General features: G+C 69.2%; 14 protein-coding genes and 5 pseudogenes. 8 read left to right on the forward strand and 11 right to left on the reverse strand.

Annotated features, from left to right (window positions below; all coding sequences use genetic code 11):
- The coding region (locus AV521_RS45590; RefSeq protein WP_143658775.1) for a protein kinase at window positions 1-586 on the reverse strand (586 nt) is incomplete at its 3' end.
- Window positions 587-846: 260 nt separating this feature from the next.
- Between AV521_RS45590 and AV521_RS45595 the strand changes: the two genes are divergently transcribed.
- From AV521_RS45595 to AV521_RS49985, 3 genes and pseudogenes are all read left to right on the forward strand, one after another.
- Window positions 847-1,347 (forward strand): GNAT family N-acetyltransferase, encoded by a 501-nt coding sequence (locus AV521_RS45595; protein ID WP_076097852.1) that lies wholly within the window; start codon window positions 847-849, stop codon window positions 1,345-1,347.
- Between the two features lie 161 nt (window positions 1,348-1,508).
- Window positions 1,509-3,098: an alpha/beta hydrolase gene (locus AV521_RS45600; protein WP_179023899.1), complete on the forward strand. Its 1,590-nt coding sequence runs from the start codon at window positions 1,509-1,511 to the stop codon at window positions 3,096-3,098.
- A 180-nt stretch (window positions 3,099-3,278) separates the two neighbouring features.
- Window positions 3,279-3,759: pseudogene (locus tag AV521_RS49985) on the forward strand (hypothetical protein); the annotation flags it as partial.
- A gap of 84 nt (window positions 3,760-3,843) precedes the next feature.
- On the opposite strand, the pseudogene AV521_RS53120 reads toward AV521_RS49985, so the two are convergent.
- The 3 genes and pseudogenes from AV521_RS53120 to AV521_RS45615 form a co-directional block, all read right to left on the reverse strand.
- Window positions 3,844-4,074, reverse strand: a pseudogene (locus tag AV521_RS53120) (hypothetical protein); the annotation flags it as partial.
- 51 nt (window positions 4,075-4,125) lie between these two features.
- Window positions 4,126-5,418 (reverse strand): NRAMP family divalent metal transporter, encoded by a 1,293-nt coding sequence (locus AV521_RS45610; RefSeq protein WP_076097854.1) that lies wholly within the window; start codon window positions 5,416-5,418, stop codon window positions 4,126-4,128.
- Window positions 5,415-6,782, reverse strand: a complete 1,368-nt coding sequence (locus tag AV521_RS45615; protein ID WP_076097863.1) for a magnesium transporter MgtE N-terminal domain-containing protein — start codon at window positions 6,780-6,782, stop codon at window positions 5,415-5,417. The genes AV521_RS45610 and AV521_RS45615 overlap by 4 nt, the downstream gene beginning before the upstream one ends.
- Window positions 6,783-7,365: 583 nt before the next feature.
- Here AV521_RS45615 and AV521_RS45620 point away from each other — a divergent pair.
- The gene (locus AV521_RS45620) at window positions 7,366-7,740 is read left to right on the forward strand and encodes a hypothetical protein (RefSeq protein ID WP_076097855.1); all 375 of its coding nucleotides are present in this window, start codon (window positions 7,366-7,368) and stop codon (window positions 7,738-7,740) included.
- On the opposite strand, the gene AV521_RS45625 is transcribed toward AV521_RS45620, so the two are convergent.
- The gene (locus AV521_RS45625; RefSeq protein WP_256726014.1) at window positions 7,647-8,096 is read right to left on the reverse strand and encodes a hypothetical protein; all 450 of its coding nucleotides are present in this window, start codon (window positions 8,094-8,096) and stop codon (window positions 7,647-7,649) included. The two genes, AV521_RS45620 and AV521_RS45625, sit on opposite strands and share 94 nt — an antisense overlap.
- 839 nt (window positions 8,097-8,935) lie before the next feature.
- Window positions 8,936-9,181 carry a hypothetical protein gene (locus tag AV521_RS52095; protein WP_256726015.1) on the reverse strand — a complete coding sequence of 82 codons (246 nt, stop codon included), beginning with the start codon at window positions 9,179-9,181 and terminating at the stop codon, window positions 8,936-8,938.
- 82 nt (window positions 9,182-9,263) lie between these two features.
- On the opposite strand from AV521_RS52095, the gene AV521_RS45640 reads away from it, so the two are divergent.
- A complete protein-coding gene (locus AV521_RS45640) occupies window positions 9,264-9,653 on the forward strand; it encodes a VOC family protein (protein WP_305965231.1) in 390 nt (129 codons plus the stop codon).
- Window positions 9,654-9,849: 196 nt separating this feature from the next.
- Here AV521_RS45640 and AV521_RS45645 read toward each other — a convergent pair whose 3' ends face one another.
- The 5 genes and pseudogenes from AV521_RS45645 to AV521_RS47365 form a co-directional block, all read right to left on the reverse strand.
- Window positions 9,850-10,266, reverse strand: a complete 417-nt coding sequence (locus AV521_RS45645) for a hypothetical protein (RefSeq protein WP_143658776.1) — start codon at window positions 10,264-10,266, stop codon at window positions 9,850-9,852.
- Between the two features lie 305 nt (window positions 10,267-10,571).
- Entirely contained in the window at window positions 10,572-11,174 is a 603-nt protein-coding gene (locus AV521_RS45650; protein WP_256726016.1) for a DUF4328 domain-containing protein, read from the reverse strand.
- Between the two features lie 519 nt (window positions 11,175-11,693).
- Window positions 11,694-12,287 carry a hypothetical protein gene (locus AV521_RS45655; RefSeq protein WP_143658777.1) on the reverse strand — a complete coding sequence of 198 codons (594 nt, stop codon included), beginning with the start codon at window positions 12,285-12,287 and terminating at the stop codon, window positions 11,694-11,696.
- Between the two features lie 140 nt (window positions 12,288-12,427).
- Window positions 12,428-14,440, reverse strand: coding sequence for a glycosyltransferase family 39 protein (locus AV521_RS45660; protein WP_256726017.1), 2,013 nt, complete (start codon window positions 14,438-14,440; stop codon window positions 12,428-12,430).
- 248 nt (window positions 14,441-14,688) lie between these two features.
- Window positions 14,689-15,403 (reverse strand): annotated as a pseudogene (locus AV521_RS47365) (MerR family DNA-binding transcriptional regulator); the annotation flags it as partial.
- Window positions 15,404-15,697: 294 nt separating this feature from the next.
- On the opposite strand from AV521_RS47365, the pseudogene AV521_RS45675 reads away from it, so the two are divergent.
- The 3 genes and pseudogenes from AV521_RS45675 to AV521_RS52100 form a co-directional block, all read left to right on the forward strand.
- Window positions 15,698-16,385, forward strand: a pseudogene (locus AV521_RS45675) (transposase); the annotation flags it as partial.
- Between the two features lie 182 nt (window positions 16,386-16,567).
- Complete coding sequence (locus AV521_RS45680) at window positions 16,568-17,428, forward strand: polysaccharide deacetylase family protein (RefSeq protein WP_076097861.1); 861 nt, start codon at window positions 16,568-16,570, stop codon at window positions 17,426-17,428.
- Window positions 17,429-17,765: 337 nt separating this feature from the next.
- Window positions 17,766-17,923 (forward strand): annotated as a pseudogene (locus tag AV521_RS52100) (esterase); the annotation flags it as partial.

Raw genomic sequence — 17,923 nt, forward strand, 5'->3', positions numbered from 1 at the left:
GGACGTCCACCTGCTCGCCCCGGGCCTGTTCCGGCGAGAGGTACTCGGCCGTGCCCACCACCACCGAGGTGCGGGTGAGGGTCGTACCCGCCCGATCCACGGAGCGGGCGATGCCGAAATCCGTCACCTTCACGGTGCCCTCGCGGGAGAGCATGACGTTCGCCGGTTTGATGTCCCGGTGGACGATGCCGTGGCGGTGGGCGTGATCGAGCGCCTCCAGCACACCGGCGGCGAGTCGCAGGGCGTGCTCGGGTCCGGCGATCCGTGCCTCGCGCACGAATTGGAGCAGCGTGGTGCCCTTGACGTACTCCATCACGAGGTACGGGACGAGGTGGCCGTCGACCGTGTCCTCGCCCGCGTCGTACACGGCGACGACGGACGGGTGGCCCAGCAGGGCCGCCGAGACGACCTCACGGCGGAAACGCGCCCAGTGTTCGGCATCGACCGCCAGTTCCGGCCTGAGCGTCTTCACGGCGACCTGGCGGAACAGCAGCACATCGTACGCCAGCCATACTTCGGCCATCCCCCCGCGGCCCAGGACCTGTTCCAGACGGTAGCGTCCGCCCAGACGACGTGAACGATCCACGGTGCTCCCCCTCGTTGCCGACTTCCGCCGACGCACCGTAGGGGCGGTTCTTGTGGGATCTCTGTGATCCGGGCCGAACCTGTGGCGCGTCCCGCCAGTAAACGGTCAGTGGTCGGCGGATGGTTCTGTCAGGTTGGCGCCGTGGACAAGGACATCGAGACGCGCCGCCCCAGACCCCATCATGCACAGTTCAACGACGATGGCGTGGCTGAACGGTTCCGTCGGCTGCGCCGGCGCCATGACGAAACGGGAGGACCGGAATGCCCGCACTGCGCCACGCCAGGACTTCTGACCACCGCACGATCGTAGAGTGTGTGCAGCGGTGGTGGGGGGACTCACGCACCCCCGAACAGGCCCGAGAGCTGTCCTTGCTGCTGCCCAGACTGTTCTTGCAGTTCTTCTGCGGCACCAGCCTGATCCTTGAGGACGGGACGGACATCCGTGCCTTCCTCATCGGCTTCTACGCCGCCGACAACGACACCGAGGCATACATCCACTTCGTGGGAGTGGACCCCAAGCTGCGAGGACAAGGCATGGCCCGACGCCTCTACATGACGTTTTTCCAGCATGCCGCCGAGGAAGGCCGCACGGAGGTCCGTGCGATCACCTCGCCGATGAACGCAGGATCCATCGCATTCCACCGCGCCATGGGATTCTCACTGGAGCGCGGGGACAGGGAGGCCTACGGGCTGTCTGTACACACCGACTACGACGGTCCTGGGCAGGACCGGGTGTGCTTCCACAAGAAGATCGCTCTCTGACCCGCAAGCATTACCTCGCCAGTCTATGGAGGGAAGCCGTAGCCCGGGGGTAGTGCTGGCACCACCCCTAGGACGGGCACCAGCGTGATCGATCGAGCACCGTCCGGGCCCGAACATCGAAGCAGGCGCCGCGCGGCCCAGCGCGGCAGTGAGGGGATTCGATGTCCAGATTCTCGAAGTTCACGTCTTCGGTGTCCGGGTTCCGCGCGGCGTGGTGGCCGGCGTCCTCCGTCTCGGCAGTGGTGGCCGCGGCCGTCGCGGCGGCGGGGGCGGGGGCGGCGCCGGCCGGGGCACAGGCCGGACCGGCCATCGGGCCGCCGTACGCTGCAGCCCACTACGCCGGCCAGCGGCTCGACTGGCAGCCGTGCGCACAGGCCCCGACGCTGGAGTGCGCGAGGATGACCGTGCCCCGCGACTGGCACCACCCTGGCGTCGGCGCGGACCTCACCATCGAGGTGTCGCGGCACCGGGCGGCCGATCCCGCGAAGGGGCGCAGGGTACTGATGATGGCCGCCGGCGGACCGGGCGCGTCGGGGCTGAACCGGCCCGCGGGGTTCGTGAAGGCGTCGCCCGCGGTCGGCGCCGCGTATGACGTGGTCAGCTTCGACCAGCGCGGCGTCGGCAGCAGCTCACACGCCACGTGCCAGACCGACGCCGAGTACCAGGACTTCTACGCCGGCGACTTCCGCGACCGCTCCCCCGCCGCGCTCCAGGGCGTCGTGAACCGTTCCCGGCAGTTCGCGAAGAACTGCCAGCAACGCAGCGGCGATCTGGTCAAGTACCTCAATACGGACCAGGCCGTGCACGACATGGACCTGTTCCGTGCACTGCTCGGCGTGCAGAAGATCTCGTACTACGGCCCCTCGTACGCCACATGGCTCGGCGCGTATTACGCGACGGAGTTCCCGCAGCACGTCGAGCGCGCCGTGCTGGACAGCAACGAGCCGTTCGACGCGACCTGGCAGCAGGCCGAGCTCGGGCAGCCGATGAGCTTCCAGCGCCGCTTCGAGCAGGACTTCCTGCGATGGATTGCGAAGTACGACTCCGTCTACCACTACGGGAGCACGGCGGCCGAGGCGAAAGCCACGTGGGAGGCACGCCGTACCTCGCTGCACGACCACCCCATCACCATCGGCTCGCTGACGATCGGCCCCAACCAGCTCGACAACGCCACGCTCCAGGGCATGTACAACGCCGACCTGCGGTGGCGCCCTCTGGCGTCCGTTCTGGCCGCCCTGGAGCACTGGGACACGGCGACGCCGGCCGAGCGGCAGTTGGTCGAGAAGACCTTCGCGAACTACCTTTCTCCCGGTTTCGCCGCCGCCTTCTTCCCGGTCACCTGCAACGACACCCCGTGGAACCGCGACCTCGCCTACTGGCTGCGGCAGAGCGCCACGGACACCAAGAAGTACCCGCTGGTGGGAGCCCGGGAACTCGCGTACGCGGCGACGTGCGCGTCCTGGCCGAAGTCGGACGCGCCACACGTCAAGGTCACCGGCAAGGGGCTGCCGCCCATCCTCATGCTCAACTCCGTGCACGACCCGGCCACGTACTACGAGGGCGCGCTGCGCGCGCACAAGGCGCTGAATGGCTCGCGGCTGCTCACGGTCACCGGAGGCGGCGACCACGGCCAGTACCAGAACAGCAACGCGTGCGTGGACTCGGTCGTCGATGCCTATCTGCTCAAGGGGAGGATCCCGGCGCACGACATGACGTGCCCTTCCAAGCCCCTTCCGACACCAGCGGGTTGATCGTGTACGGGTGAAAGCCTTGGCGGGTGAGGCGTCCGAGGCGGCTTCGGGTGGCGTTCAGGGCTGGGTCGTCGGTTGGCATGCCGAGGAGTTCGTGTAGTTCGCGGACCCGGAATGCCTGGTCGGGGTCCTGGTTGAAGGCGTCCGGGTGGTCGCCAGGTCGGTGAGGCGCGCTTCCGTCTCGGACTCTTCGGCAGACTGCTCGACGACACGTCCCACCCGGGCGGCGACCTCACCGTGGCCAGAGGAAAACGTCGACGCAGACAACCGCGACCCGGTCGGCACCGGCCTACGAGAAGGGGCTGGCGAAGGCGTACCCGTACCACTCGGTGCAGGGCACGGTCGGGCTGTGGAGCAAGCTGCCGCTGTCCCGCACCACGGTGGCCACGGACCACAAGCCGCTGACGGGGTATGTGGCCCACCTGGGGTCCATACGGTCAATCCCAAGGTGGGCTTCTGGACGGCTTGGCGGGACATAGGCGTGCAGATGCACTCGGCTCAGGACGCGGCCGGGGACGGCTTCGGTTTCACCTGGCCGGCTGAGTTCCCGGTGGTGCGGATCGACCAGGTCCTGTTCCGCGGCGTGGAGCCGGGGAGTGCGTCGGTGCTCCCGGCCAACGGCAGCGACCACCTGCCGGTGACGGCCGGAATCAGTTGGTGACCACCGGGAAAAGGCCGAGGCCGGCGCCGCCGTCCCGCCCTCCCGCCAGGCCTTCTGCCACCGGTAGGCCGACTTCGAGCCGACCCGCAACCGGCGAGCGCCCTCTGAAGGGGCAACCCCCTCGGCGAACAACCCGGCGGCCCCCAACCGCACCGCCTCGCGTCGCCGGCGGCGCTGAGTCTGTCGTACGACGCGCCGAGGACGACGACCGGCAACAGCGCGGCGACCTCCGGCTGCCATGTGGACAGCAGGCGTCCTGTGGTCAGCTCGGGGAGCTGGTCGGCCGACAGTTGGGGCCAGCGCATGACCGTCCATGCGGGTCGCCCTGCTTCGGCCCTACGCAGGAGAACCGGCTGAATCCCGGGATCAGGCGAGGCCGAACCAGCTCAGGATCGTCTGGAGGAGCAGGATGGTGGACATGGCGGCGACGCCGACGACCACGGCTGTGGCGGCGATGCGGTAGCGCGGGCCGTTTGCCGCGTCGCCGAGGACGGAGCGGCGGTTGGTCAGGACCAGCAGGTAGACCAGGACGATGGGACTGATCAGGCCCTGCAGCACCTGGGTGCCGATCAGCAGCTGGATGACGTCGACCGGGGTCATGGCCACCGTGGCACCGAGGACGATCTGGGCGGTGAACAGGCCCAGGAACAGCGGGGCGTCGCGGAAGCTGCGGGAGACGGAGCGCTCCACGCCGGCGGCCTCTCCTACTGCGTAGCTGGCGGAGAGCGGGACCACGGCTCCGGCGAGGGCGGAGGCGCCGATCAGGCCGAGGGCAAAGAGGAGTTCGGCGTTCTGGCCGGCCACCGGCTTGAGGGCCTCGGCGGCCTGGGCGGCGGAGTCGAGCGGGCCCGTGCCGCCGATCGCGGAAGCGGTGGCGATGATGATGGTCAGGCTGATGACGCAGGCGAAGACGGCGCCGAGGATGGCGTCGGCGCGGATGAGCGGGTAGTCGGCGGGCTTGGCGCCGCGGTCGACGACGCCCGCGGCGGCGTAGAACTGCATGTACGGGCTGACCGTCGTACCGATCAACGCGACCGCCAGCAGGATGAAGTCCTTGCTCGGCTCCATGTGCGGGACCACCAAGTGGTGGCCGACGGCGCCCCAGTCGGGGTGGCCGAGGATCATCGCGATCGGGTAGGCGAAGAACGCCAACGACATGATCAGGAAGATGCGTTCGGCCCAGCGGTAGGAGCCGAACAGCACCAGCGCCCACAGCAGGATCGCGGCCGGCGGGATGACCGCCCACTTGGGCACGCCGAGGAGTTCGAAGGCGGCGCCTATGCCCGCGAACTCGGAGACGACCAGGCCGGTGTTGGCCAGCAGGAGGCAGAAGACGGCGAGGCCGGTCAGGCGCAGGCTGAACTGTTCGCGGATCAGGGCGCCCAGGCCCTTGCCGGTGTGGGCACCGAGGCGGACGGCCATCTCCTGCACCATCACCAGGGCGACGGTGACCAGCACCATGAAGAACAGGGTGCCGTAGGTGAATTGGGAGCCCGCCGAGGCGTAGGTCGCGATGCCGGCGGCGTCATTGCCGGCGTTCGCGGCGACAAGGCCGGGACCCGCGATCGCCGCGACCATGGTGATGCGCCGCCAGCCGGTACGGCGCGCGGGAACAGCGGACTCCGGAGCCGCGGTGGCGGTATCGAGGTCGCGGGTCACTGCAGGAACCTCCGGAAGTGCATCCGCCCGCGTTCGGGCAGCATCGCGTCGAGCAGGTCGTCGGCGAGGATCCGGCCGATCGGGCGGTCGGTGTCGTCCACCACCAGGAGTGAGGAGGCACGGGCCGCGACCAGCTGGTCGGCGGCCTCCGTCAGGGAGGTATCGGCCTGGACGGTGTCCGGCGGGCCGAACTGCGCCCGCCAGGTGACCAGGTCGGCGATCGGAGTCGTGTCCTCGGCCACCGCCAGGTCGAACAGCGCGAGGTCGCACAGCAGCCGGTCCGCGCCGTCCACGACAGCGACCGCGTCGATCTCGGTACGGTGCTCGGCCTGTTCGGCCAGCCGGGCCCGCACCTCGGCGACGGTCTCGTCCCGGCGGGCCGTGATCAGCAGCGTGGTCATGGCACCGCCCGCGGTGCCCTCCCGGTGGGCCAGCAGCCGCCGCAGTTCCGCCGCCTCGTCCTTCGGCATACGCGCCAGCAGTGCCTCGCGCTCCTCACGGGTGAGGTCGCGCAGGGCGTCGGTGGCCTCGTCGGGCTCCATCTCGTCGACCAGGCGGGCGGCGTGTTCCGGCTGTGCCTCGCGCAGCAGGTTCTCCAGCTCGGCCGGTTCCATCTCCTCCAGCGCGTCGGCGGCCTGCTCCGGCTCCAGCCAGCGCAGCAGCTGCTGCCGTTCGGCGCGGCCGAGGTCTTCGAGAATGTCGGCGAGGTCGGCCGGACGGAGTCGGTGCAGTGCCGCCCGGGAGGCGCGCAGCCGCACCTCCGGCGGGCCCTCGGTGGCCTGCTCGGCGAAGGGCGCGACCGCCTGCCAGTCCAGCACCCGCTCCGGGGTCGGGCGGGCCTGCCAGCGGCGCGGGCCGAGCCGGCGCAGCAGCGTGGGCAGGGAGACGTCCACCCCGACCAGGACGACCTGATCCACCAGGGGTGCCAGGTACAGGTCGGCGGCGCGGGTGACCTGGACCCCGTCCACGTCGACCAGCTGATGGTCGAGAACGTCCTTGGCCAGCAGCACCTCGCCCGGGCGGCGGACGAAGTCCCGCAGGTCGACCCGGGCGGTGCGCAGCCGTACCTGTCCGGCGTGCACCTTGCCGATGGCGTCGGCGGGCAGGAAGGTGCGGCGCCGGCCGATGCGCAGGATGAGCCCGGTGACCGGCGGGTAGGAATCGGTGCCGTACAGCCGGGCGACGACGTCGGCGACGCGCCCGACCTCGTCGCCGGACTGGTTGGTGACTGGGCCGCCGATCAGCCCGGCCAGGGAGACCAGCGAGGTGCGCACGGCCTTGGAGGCCGTGGCGCGGCGCTCCAGATGGACGCGGCGGTCGCGCAGACGGGCCGAGGTGGACATGAACAGAGTCTGGGCAGTCAAGGTGAACACCCCCTTGCCCCGGCATGACGGGGCTACGGGCGACCCGCGGCAGCACGTTTCCTTCCCGGGCCGGCGGCACGAGGCATACCGAGCACACGCCTGCACACGGCCTGCCAGGCCGGTCAGCTGGGCGGGGATCAGAGGAACGGAAGCTGCTCCGGGCCGCGGAAGGACGGCGCGGACAACACAGAGAGGGGCCGACTATGGCCCGGACTACTGTCCATGTCGCCTCCTCCCGGTCATGGCCGCGCGAGGTGTCGCGGTCCTACGGCAAGGGGCAGCCGGGCACGTTCGGTCCCGGCACACCCCGACTCGTCAGAGCTTTGATCACTGGCCTGTGTCCGTGAAGACACCTCACCGAACGAGGTGTCTGATCAAACCTCACAAAGAATACGCCCGCACCAGAGCGTCGCCGTACCGCATGACCACACCTTGACCCCGGGCAGTCAGGGTATTGGCCAGGCGCGGTCGGCCCACCTCCGGCAGCGGACTCCACCATGTGCTTCTCGATGCAATCGCGCGCGTACTCAAGGTGACCAAGAAAAGGCGTGCCGTGTCTCGCCGAAGCGGGTACGCATTCTCCATGCGGCACGAGAGCGTGCGTCTGAAGGCAGCGTGGATCTGCCTCCTCATCGTGGGTGTCGGCATCCTGGCCTTCGGTGTCGTCGCCGCCGTGTTCCCGGGGTCCGGCAATGCACAACTCATGCGGGCCGACGGAGTGGCCGCGACCGGCATGGGCCTGTTCGGCGTGCTGATCACCCTCGTACCGTTCCGCCGCGGGGAACGGTGGGCCTGGTACGCGCAGTGGTTCTATCCGGTCTTCTGGATCGCGCACCTGGTGGGAGGGCTACCACCGGGAAAGGATCATGTCCACCAGGTGGTGTTCATCGTTCTGTCGCTCGCCGGGCTGCTGCTGCCCGCCCGTGTCTTCTTCCCTCGCGCGACACCCACCGGCTGAGCCACGGCGCAAGGTCCGGCGGCGGGGTCGGCCCACCGCAGTCCGGCCAGAGAGTCGAGCATCAGACCGAGCAGTACGGCGTCGGTGAGGGTGCCCCGGCCTTCGGTGGTGAGTACCGAGTCGGCCAGTGCGGCGCCGGTGCGGGCCTTGCCGGCCGCGAGGGCGAACATCACCACGGCGGTAACCGCGGTCCACACGATCCCCAGCGCGGAGTGATGCGGACGGAAGCCGGAGACCAGCACCCCGGTGGACTGCACCAGCAGGTACACAGCGAGCAGCGCGAAGCCGACACCGATCAGCTTGAGCGCCCGCCGCCGGAGCAGGGACCGGCGGGCGGTGCCGTCCGTGCTGGTCACCAGTGCTTCCTCGCAACCGGTGAAGGGGCGTCCGAGAGCACGCCGGGACTTCGGTGTGCGTGCGGGCCGGGGCGGTGGACTGGACCGTGGGCATCGTCGCAGCGCTCTGCCGGCTCGGCCGGCGGCGTGGTGATCCGGAGCAGTTCCGCGGCGTCCGTGTCCTCTCCCAGGTGATCGACCTGGAGGGCTGCGTGGCCGATGCCGTGATTGTCGCGCAGCAGTTGCTGAAGGTGGCGCCATACGGCGTGGCAGTCGCCGCCGGGTTCGACCAGGACGTGGGCGGAGAGCGCGGGTTCGCCGGAGGTGATCGTCCATACCCGAGCGGCGGCCGGGACCAGTCCAGCGCCTGCTGCGGCGGCTCGGCCCAGGACGGGCGGCGGGCCTGCGCGGACCAGAAGCCCAGCCGGTCCCTGCGGCGGCCCGACGGACGTCCTCGGTGGCATTCGCCGTGGCGGCGAATCCGGGCGGAGGCGGGAAACTGCGGTCTTCTCCGAGCAGGTTGGTGCCCGTCGGCGGCGTAGCGACGGGTGGTCTGGCGGCCAGCGCGCAGACCGGCCGGGCACCCCGCCGGCGCGGCCACGGCCCGGACCACGGCCGCGACCGTGGCCCGCTCCTCGACCAGGCGGTCGAAGTTGGTCGATGACCCGCAGCGCACTGGCCGCCATATCGTCGACGACTTCCAGTCTGCCGATGAGATCACGCAACGGAACCTCCAAGGCCACTGTCGCTCCCCGGTTACACCGAGGGACCAGTGAGGTGGCTCAGTCCTCCAGGGCTCGGCGGATGAATTCCTCGCGTGTCGCGTTGGAAGCCCGGTGACACCGCCGCGTGGGGTGCCATCAGGTCGAACGAGTGGAAGGCACGCCCCACATGTGGAGGTCGACGCTCACGCCCGCCTCGGACAGCCGACGGGCGTAGGTGAGTATCTCGTCACGGAACACCTCGACCGACCCGGTGTCGATGTAGGTGCGGTGCGGCGGGATCTCCTGATGACCTCCACCGAACCCGGCCACAAGCCCGTGGCCGCGCGCCATGCCGCCGGCGCCGACCAATGGGACCCCGAGTTGCTGCTCTCGGCGTTCCACCCGTCCGGCAACCGAACTCCCGTACAGCAGAGTGATGTCAGCCCGGCACGACCAACTGCTGGGCATTTCCAAGGAGTCACCAATGACGATGCAGAGTCTCAACCACGCCGTGCTCTACGTCCGCGACGTCGAGCGCCGTGCCGCCTTCTACACCACCGTGCTCGGCTTCCGCCCGGTGTTCGGCCTCCCCGGCGCCGCGTTCCGGCAAGCCGAGGGTTCCGCCAACGACCATGACCTGGGCCTTCTCCAGATCGGTGCCGAGGCTGGTGATTCCGAGGCCGGACGGCGCACGGTCGGGCTCTGCCACCTGGCCTGGGAAGTGGAAACGCTGACCGAACTGAAGCACCTCAGGACCAGGCTGATCGAGGCTGGTGCGCTGGTCAGGGAGACCGGCCACGGCACCACCAAGGCGCTGTACGCACAAGACCCGGACGGCCTGGAGTTCGAGGTGTGCCGGCTGGTGCCTGCCTGACGACTCACCGGGACAGACCGACAGGGCGGCCTGCCGCTCGACCTGGACTCGGAAATCGAGCGATTCGGCGCGGACACCCTGGGCGGAATCGGCGTCCCGGTGCCGGTGGCGCACTGAACAAGCTTGACGGGTCAGAGGGACATCTCAGGTCCTGGCAATGGACTTTCAGGAGCTCAGACATGCGGCCTGGCGCCGGTCAGGAGTAGGGGCGGTACCGTGCCCGCTTGCGTGGCGGCAGGCTGTGGGCGAACAGCTGTGCCAATTGGGTCTGTTCGTCGGCGGTGAACACAGCGGCGGGAAAGAAGCTGGTGCCGGTGGGGCTGGTCAGGTACCAGAACCCACGGTGGAAACGGGCGTCGCGGTAGGCGTCCAAGCGCACTGTTGCCTGGTTTACCGTGGTCTGCAGGTGGTAGTCCGTGTCGGTGATGCGCACGGTCCAGGGTCCCCGCATCTGGGCGGCGGCACGGCGTGCGGCCATCGGTATGCCCAGTGCCTGGACGAGGACCAGGACGGCGGGACAGACGTAACCGAACGTGCCCGGCTTCCCCTCCGCGAGCACTTTCAACAGCCCGATCACGGAAACCAGCGCCAAGGCGATCGTCATCTTCCGCATCACCGGTGTGTTACGGAGAGCTGTGCGGAGCTGGCGCCGCGACAAGGTGAAGGTAGCCGATATATCCATGTATCCACTTTCTGTGCTGTAGCTGGTGTGAGGCGGGCGACGCCGTGCGGTGCGGGACGCAGGCGTGTCATGCGGCCGCCCCGATACGGCTTGTCAGCGGGATCCGTGACGGCCCGTCGCTGTCTTGAGACGTGCTTCGGAAGACCAGGGCGAGACCGTCTGGGACGTCCTGACGGATGGCCTGATGCGCGCGACGCCTGGACTCCCGGCCGGCAGGAGGTTGGGCCTGACAGGGCTCAGTGCGTCGGCCACGGTCCGACGGCGGCGGCCACGGCCGAAGCGTGGGGCGCTTGTTGCATGCCGGTGAGTCTGCGAACGAAGACGATGGCCAGGACGGCTGCCACCGCGTTGAGGAGGTCGCCGAGCGCGGCGAGGGCGACCGCGTGACGCAGGCCGGCGAGGGTGGTGGCCGAGTCGGTGAGTCGGGAGCCGGCCCGGCCGATGATGACGGAGGTGATGGTCAGGGTCCACCAGGCGGTGACAGGGGCCTTGGAGACGGTGCGCCAGGAGCCGTCGGGTGCGCTCTGGGCGCTGGCTTGCCAGATCTCGCTTGCGACGCGGTAGGGCAGCCAGAGGTTACCGACGGGGACGAACCAGGCGCCGATGGCCCATCCACGGGCCATGGTGCACACGTCCTGGGCGAAGTACTCGGCATTGACACGTACCCGGTAGAACCAGGCGATGAAGACGATCCCCGTGATCAGAACGGCACCGATCTGGGCTTTCCCAACCGCGTCGAGGACGTGTGCGTCGTGGACGACCTGGTCGGTGTGGCCGGTCAGCGCACTGCCCAGGTGGCTGTACAGGCCGAAACCCGCCCAGACGGCGAAGATGTCCACCGCGGCGGCAATACAGAACAGTATTGAGACAGCGGCAGCCAGACCCTTGACCGAACGCAGAACGGGACCGCCGACCGGTCTGCCGACAGGATCGTAGGACATCGCAGAACCCCCCAAGGAACATGTCCTCACCCACGAGCGAGGACCGGTGAACGTGCGCGCCACCCCGTGGGCCGAGGAAGGTCGCAGAACTGCTGCGGCCACCCGAGCACCGGCCGAACAGGTTGCGCTGGTGCCCGGTGACGGTTCCCGCTCGCGTCGCCTGGTCAGGGCGGCGGACGAAGAACCCCCGTGCGGTCTACTGCTGCCGTTGCCCAGCCCGCTCCGTCGGCCGAACTCCGTAAACACCGGCGGCCGTTGGAGGATGTGACTGCGGCAAGCCGCGGCAGGCTCGGGAAGAGTCCTGAGCGCGTCGCAGTGATCCTACCTGTGAAGAAGTTGTGCCCGAGCACCGCATCTTCGCTCCGGCCGATGCACCCAGCGAAGCACCGCGAACGGACCAGAACCTGCCGACGGCGCCTACTCCAAGGAGTGCCCCATAGCCAAGGACCGCGATGAAGCTCCCGAGTGGGGCGCACCCGCCCGCACCCCCGACACCTCCACCATCTCCAACGGCGGCGCCAAGGATGTGGTCAAGTACGTCCACGGGCCGAACCAGAAGAACCCCGCGACCGCCGCCACCCCGTCCAACGCCGGTCCGCACGTCGTGTACGTCCACAGCGAGGACCGGCGGGCAACCGCTCCGACACTGGCGCTTACCTCTTCTACGCCTCCAGCACCGGCGTCAAGGACAAGCCCGGTGACCTGAACGGCGACGGCGCCCCGGACAAGTGGGCCGCCCACCCCGGCGGCAGGCTCGTCATGTACCCGGGCAGCATGGGCAAAGGAGAGTTCGGCAGCCGTCTGCTCGCGGCCGGGACCGGCTTCCAGCACACGCTCATCACACGCCGCGGTGACTTCACCAACGACGGTTACGAGGACTTCGTGGCCCGGCACCCCGACCGCAAGCTGTGGGTGTACGCGAACATCGGATTCGGCGCCGTCGACAGAAAACCGCCAGGAGCTGGGCCAGTTCGAGTCCCAACTGGACACGGCGACGATCGACCAGGTCACCGGAGCAGGTGATGTCTCGGGTGACGGCTACCCCGATCTGCTCGCCCGCCTCGGCGACAGCATCCAGCTGCTCGTCGGCCACCCGGCGGTCCACCGAACACGGGCAACCCGTGATCGCGGAGTGGAACAAGGCGCCGTGGTCACCGGCGATGAGACACCTTCACGTGCTTCGGCGCGGGTCGCCCGTCGTGACCCGGGCCACAGTCGTACAGCGCCTCCGCGTGGTCGCCGGAGCCGTAGGCCGCCGGGGGCACGACCGTGCAGTGGCCGACGGTCCAGCGCATGATCACGGCAGTGGGCGTGACCGCGTGGCGCAGGCTCCTGGTCGCCTCGGCGCGCTTCAGGACGACGTAGCGCAGCCGGCCGGTGTCGATCAGCTCGCGGAAGCGACCGGACGTCGGATACGGGACCCGGCCGGTGAAGCCGCCCACGGGCAGCACGTGCGCGTTGGCGGAGATGATGTAGGGCGCGGCCTCCCACCAGCCCGGCACCGCGGCTAGGTACTCGGCGCCGCCTTGGTGCGCGGTCAGGTAGGCCAGCAGGCGTTCCCGGGTCGGGCCGAGCTTCGCGAGCGGGTTGCCCACCCGGTGGTTGGTGGGGCCCACGCGGCCCAGCGAGCCGGGCTGGTTGTAGCGCAGGGACAGCGCCGACGCCGACCAGGCGGCCGGGATGAGCAGGACCGCGGCGAGGCCGGCGGCCAGGCCAGCCGTGACGAGGCGCGGCCGTCGGCGGATGCAGGACAGCACCAGGGCGACCAGGCCGAGGGCGGCGGCCATGGGGACGGACCAGGGGAAGAAGTGCGGGTACCACAGCGTCAGGGTCACGCACCAGGCGAGGTTCACGGCGATCACGCCGGGCAGCACCCAGGCCCGTCGGCCGCCCTTGCGGCACGCCCGCCAGGCCCGCACAACCCCGGCGCCGCCCATAGCGGCCAGCGCCACGGCGACGACACCCATGTAGTAGGTGTGTCCGGTCACGCTGCCGAAGCTGAACACCAGGAAGAACGTGGCCAGCCATGACCCCCACAGCACATAGCCCGCCAGCACCCGGTCCGTGCGGGCCGCACGCCGCCGCCACAGCGCCCATGCGCCGCCCGCGACCCCGAGCGCGGCCAGCGGGTACAGCCACCCGGTCTGTGTGGCGATCCCGGGGCTGAACATCTTCCATACGCTGTCGCCCAGGCCGGGCCCGGTGCCGGCCGTCCGCAGGCTCTCGTTGGGGGCGACGCTGCCGGCGGCGGCCGCGTCGAGGCCGTGGAAGCGGGTCAGGAAGTTGTAGCCGACGACCAGACCGTACGCGGAGTTGTCCGTGGTGCCGTCGAGGTAGGGGCGGTCGGACGCCGGGGTCAGCGTGGCCACCGTCATCCAGGACACCGACACGGCGAACGCCACCGCGCCGGCCAGCGCGACGTGCACGAGCCGACGGCGCAGAGCCGTGGGCGCGGCGACGAGGTAGGTGACGGCGAGCGCGGGCAGCACCGCCCAGGCCTCCAGCATTTTGCACTGGAAGGCCACGCCCACCCACACGCCCGCGAGCAGCAGCCGGCGTCCCTGGCCCCGCTCGGTCGCCCGCTGGGTGGCCACGGCGGCCAGAAGCAGCAGCAGGGCGAACGGCGAGTCCTCCGTGACGGACCGCCCAAGGCCGACGAACACGGGAGTGAGGGTCAAAAAGCCCGCCGCCAGCAGGCCGGCCGGCACGCCCGCCCAGCGGCGTACCAGACCGTGGAGCAGGACCACGCAGGCCAGGCCTTCGATCGCCTGCGGCAGCACCAGCGCCCATGGATGGAAGCCGAAGACCAACGCCGACAGGGCCTGCGGCCACAGGTAGCCGGGCAGCTTGTCGATCGTGATCGTGTTGCCCGGGTCGAAGGATCCGTAGAAGAAGGCGACCGGATTGTCGGTCATGCTGCGCACGCCGGCCGCGTAGAACCCGTGGAACGAGCTGCCGTCCAGGCCCCACAGGGTGAGCACGGCGGCGGCCGTCACGATGCCCAGCAGCACCGGGAGCTCGTACGCCGGCCGCGGCGTACCCGTGCGGGGTGCGGGCGGCGCCGACCCGCCGCCGCGGGGACGGGTCAGCACGGCGGAGATGGCACGCGCCGACGCGGGCTCGGTGCCGCGCTCTCGGGTCGGCTCGCTATGGGGGGTGAGCATGAACGGCCTTTCAGGACTCCCGAAAACTCACGGACGCAGTCGGCAATCCGGATCTTGGGGAGTATCCGTCGGTCAACATGCACGGAATATGAACGGAGACTGAACCGCGTACAGGTCTCACCGCCCTCTCACCCGAATGGGAAGTAGTGGGAAATACAGGTAAGAGGTGGATCTGAGTTTCGGCGTTCGGGCCGCTCCGTGTCAGCCGTCCACCGGATTGCGGTGCGCGTGCGCCCGGCCGGACAGTGGGCGCGGCCGACGCTGTCACGGACGGTTTCGGCCAGGCCGTGGTGCAAGCCGGTGACGTCGCCTTGGGTGCGCTCGGCTGCCTGGTACTGCGCCATGCGGCGCACGGCCGCGCGGAAGTCGAGATCCTGGGTGAGCTCGGCGAGTTCCACCCAGGCGTCGACCTGATCGGGTTCGGGGTCGTCCGGCAGGTCGGGCATGGCCGAGCGCATCATGTCCACGAACTCGGCATTGGCGTCGAGCCGACCGAAGGTGTCATCGATGAAGTCGGTGACGAGGCGCCTGCGTTCGTCGTCGGAAAGCCTGGCAAGCTTGTGCATCAGGTCCATTTCCTCGGGGGTGGAGCCCCGTTCGGCCACCGCTCGCAGCACCGCACATCGCAGTCGCAGGGTGCGGATCCGTACCTCCAGGGCGTCGGCGTGTGCGGCTGCGACGCGGGGCACCGAGACCTTCCGGTCCACCACCTGCCGGATGACGGCAAGGTCGAGCCCCAGGCCACGCACGTAGGGTGCGCACAAGGTCCGGACGCGCCAGCGCACCGGTGTCGTAGCGCCGGTAGCCGACCGGGCTGCGGTCTGTCGGCGGCATGATTCCGGTGTCGGAGTAGAACCGAATGGCCTTGGCCGTCAGCCCCGTGCGCCGGGCCAAGTCCCCGATCGTGAAAGGCGTGTCGCGTCCCCGCCTGCATCCTCGCGCCTCCCCCTGCGGGAGACTCAAGCGGTGGACCGGGCCCTCGCGCGCTCCTTCGAGCATCTCTGCGACGGCCGCTTCGATCCGGCGCTGATGGTCACGGGCTATCTCGGCCTCGACGCCGCCGAAGTCTTCACCCCCCAAGAATCCCGCCCCGCCCCGCCTCGGCCCCTCTCCATGGGGAGCACGAACTCCACGTTCAGGAGCGGAAGTTACGGCTCCGCTCACACTGCGGGTGCAACGGGCTACGCCGGGCCAAGGTCACGGTGGCTCACTCCCCCACCCTGTTCGAGCCAGATGCTGCTGACCGACGTCGACGCGGTGAAGACCACGGTGCCGCGTGACCGCGACGGCAGCTTCGAGCCGCAGATCGTCAAGAAGCGGCAGCGGCGGCTGACCGGTGTCGACGAGGTGGTCCTGTCACTGTCCGCGCGTGCCCTGACTCAAGGTGACATCTCCGCTCACCTGGCCGAGGGTCTATTGCGTGGCGCAAGCGTGTCCCAGCAGACCGTCTCGACCATCACCGACAAGGTCATCGATGGCATGACCGAGTGGCAGAACCGGCCGCTGGACCCGGTCGATCCGGTGCTCTTCATCGACTGTGTGCGCGTGAAGTGCGCGACGGGCAGGTGGCGAACCAGCCTGTCTACGTCGCCCTGCCGGTCACGGTGGACGGCACGCGCGAGATCCTCGGCCTGTGGGCCGACGACGGCGGCGAAGGCGCAAAATACCGGCTCCGGGTCCTGACCGAGATGAAGAACCGCGGCGTCGAGGACGTGTGGATGGTTGTCTGCGACGGACTCAAGGGCCTGCCCTGTCCGACTCCATCTCGGCGGTCTGGCCCCAGGCGGTCACCCAGACCTGCGCCGTCCAGCCGATCCGGTCGTCGTTCCGCTACGCGGGCCGCCAGGACTGGGACAAGATCTCCCGCGCACTCAAGCCGCTCCACTCGGCTCCGACAGCGAGCGCGGCGGAAGGCTTCGGGCGCCAAGCATCTGCGCGACTCCGTCACCCGCCGAACCGGCCGCCTCCTGCCGGGCGATGGCTGTGATGACCCGCATGGTGCGGGGGCGCTGTCGGTCTTGGCCGTATTCTCACCCTCCGCTGAACTTCAACTGAACTTCACCTTTCGTGCCGCGGTTACCTTCCCAGCAGAGTCGAAGTCAGCTTTGCAGTCAGGAGACCGGTACGGTGAAGCGACGCAACATAGGTGGCAGGTTCTACGCCCCGCTGGCCAGCGGGCTCCTGGCCCTGTCTGTGGGCGGCTGCGGCACGAGCGGTGGGAACGCGACCAATCCGGCGTCCGCCACCGTCGGCGGCACGCCCGGGACCGCGTCGCACGTCACGGCTGAGCCTGCCGCCTGGCAGAAGTGGGGCCTGACACCGCTGCTCGCGGCTCCCGAGCCCCCGGCAGACAAACCCATCAAGCTGTCCGCGACCGGCCCGGTTCCGGTCTTCACGCACGTACCGACATCCCAGAAGGTCGTCTTCATCACCATCGACGACGGCCTGGAGAAGGACCCCAAGTTCATCGAGATGATGCGGGACCTGAAGATCCCGATCACGATGTTCCTGATGAACGACGCCATCAAGTCGGACTATGGGTATTTCAAGCCACTGCAGGCCATGGGCAACCACATCCAGAACCACACCCTGCACCATCCCGCGATGAACACCATCCCGCTGGTCCGCCAGAAGCAAGAGGTGTGCGGCGACCAGAAGATCCTCACGCAACAGTTCGGCACCGCCCCGTTCCTCTTCCGACCGCCCTACGGGGCGTACAACCACAACACCAAGATCGCGGTGGGAGAGTGCGGGCCACGAGCGATCGTCTGGTGGCGCGAGTCCATGCAGGTACGCAATATGCAGTACCAAGAGCCAGGCAAGAAGCTGCGTCCCGGCGACATCATCCTCGCCCATTTCCGCGGCCCCGCTGAGCTCAAGGGCGCCACCATGACGGAGATGTTCGCGAACCTGCTCAAGCGCATCCGGGAACAGGGCTTCGCGGTGGCCCGCCTGGAGGACTACATACAGCCGCCAGCCGGACACTGAACCGACCAGAAATCAGTGTGCTTCGCTGCCGTGGCACTCTTTCGGGCTCGGGACACGAGCCGCGCTGTACGCGCCGCGGCTGGCTGGATCGGCTCGGAACCCCGCCCCACATTTGCTCATCTAACCTGACAGACATCGCATCTCGTAGTTCTGCGAGAGACCTTGGACCCGGGCCCTAGCGGACATTCGGTGACATTGGGCCCTCTAGGGCGGTGTCTCGGGGAGAGAGGTTCACTCCCCGCCGGAAGTCGGGTCAAAGGTCAAGGAAAGCCCCGGACAGGCCCTCGCAACTACGCGTGGGCCATGCCGGGCGGAAAACGCAGACAGGTAACAGCCCATGGATCTCACGAGCAACAAAGTGCTATTGCTGGCGGTCGTCCTCGCCGTCCTACTGTTCATCAGCACGGTGTGGCTGTGGCCGCGACTGGCACGGCAGAGCTGGCGTGCCGTGGGCGGGCGGATCGGGCTGATGCTCGCCACGCAGCTGGCGATCTT

Origin of the sequence: Streptomyces sp. IMTB 2501, from assembly GCF_001953885.1 — a bacterium.
Lineage (GTDB): Bacteria > Actinomycetota > Actinomycetes > Streptomycetales > Streptomycetaceae > Streptomyces.

Coding starts and splice junctions, on each gene's coding strand:
- AV521_RS45620 (WP_076097855.1), top strand. CDS start 7,366: ATGCGGCACGAGAGCGTGCGTCTGAAGGCAGCGTGGATCTGCCTCCTC.
- AV521_RS45595 (WP_076097852.1), top strand. CDS start 847: ATGCCCGCACTGCGCCACGCCAGGACTTCTGACCACCGCACGATCGTA.
- AV521_RS45660 (WP_256726017.1), bottom strand. CDS start 14,440: ATGCTCACCCCCCATAGCGAGCCGACCCGAGAGCGCGGCACCGAGCCC.
- AV521_RS45600 (WP_179023899.1), top strand. CDS start 1,509: ATGTCCAGATTCTCGAAGTTCACGTCTTCGGTGTCCGGGTTCCGCGCG.
- AV521_RS45640 (WP_305965231.1), top strand. CDS start 9,264: ATGACGATGCAGAGTCTCAACCACGCCGTGCTCTACGTCCGCGACGTC.
- AV521_RS45645 (WP_143658776.1), bottom strand. CDS start 10,266: ATGCGGAAGATGACGATCGCCTTGGCGCTGGTTTCCGTGATCGGGCTG.